Genomic DNA, 276 nt, shown 5'->3' on the forward strand with positions numbered 1-276 from the left:
GTACAGGGTGACACTAGCCGATATCGAGGCTGAGCGGGATGCCGCCGCTAAAGAGCTTAAGCAGTATCTGAAGGGGCTGGGATATGTCTGATAGGAAATCAATCCAGCTTGGCGATTACGCCAACGTCCTTTCTGGCTTCCCCTTCCCATCAGAAGGGTTTTCACAAGAAGAAGGCGTGCCCCTCATCAGGATCAGGGACCTCCTTGCCAGCGAGCTTGAAACTTACTTTATCGGACCTTATCCCGATAACTTTGTCATTGACGATGGTAATATCC

General features: G+C 50.7%; 1 protein-coding gene. It reads left to right on the plus strand.

Annotated elements, in window-relative coordinates; all coding sequences use genetic code 11:
- Positions 1-83: 83 nt before the first annotated feature.
- Positions 84-276 (plus strand): hypothetical protein (locus R0J88_RS19915; RefSeq protein ID WP_410900864.1); only part of this gene is annotated, 193 nt, incomplete at its 3' end.

Source organism: Pseudoalteromonas sp. SIMBA_162, assembly GCF_046535955.1.
GTDB classification, from domain to species: Bacteria; Pseudomonadota; Gammaproteobacteria; order Enterobacterales; family Alteromonadaceae; genus Pseudoalteromonas; species Pseudoalteromonas marina.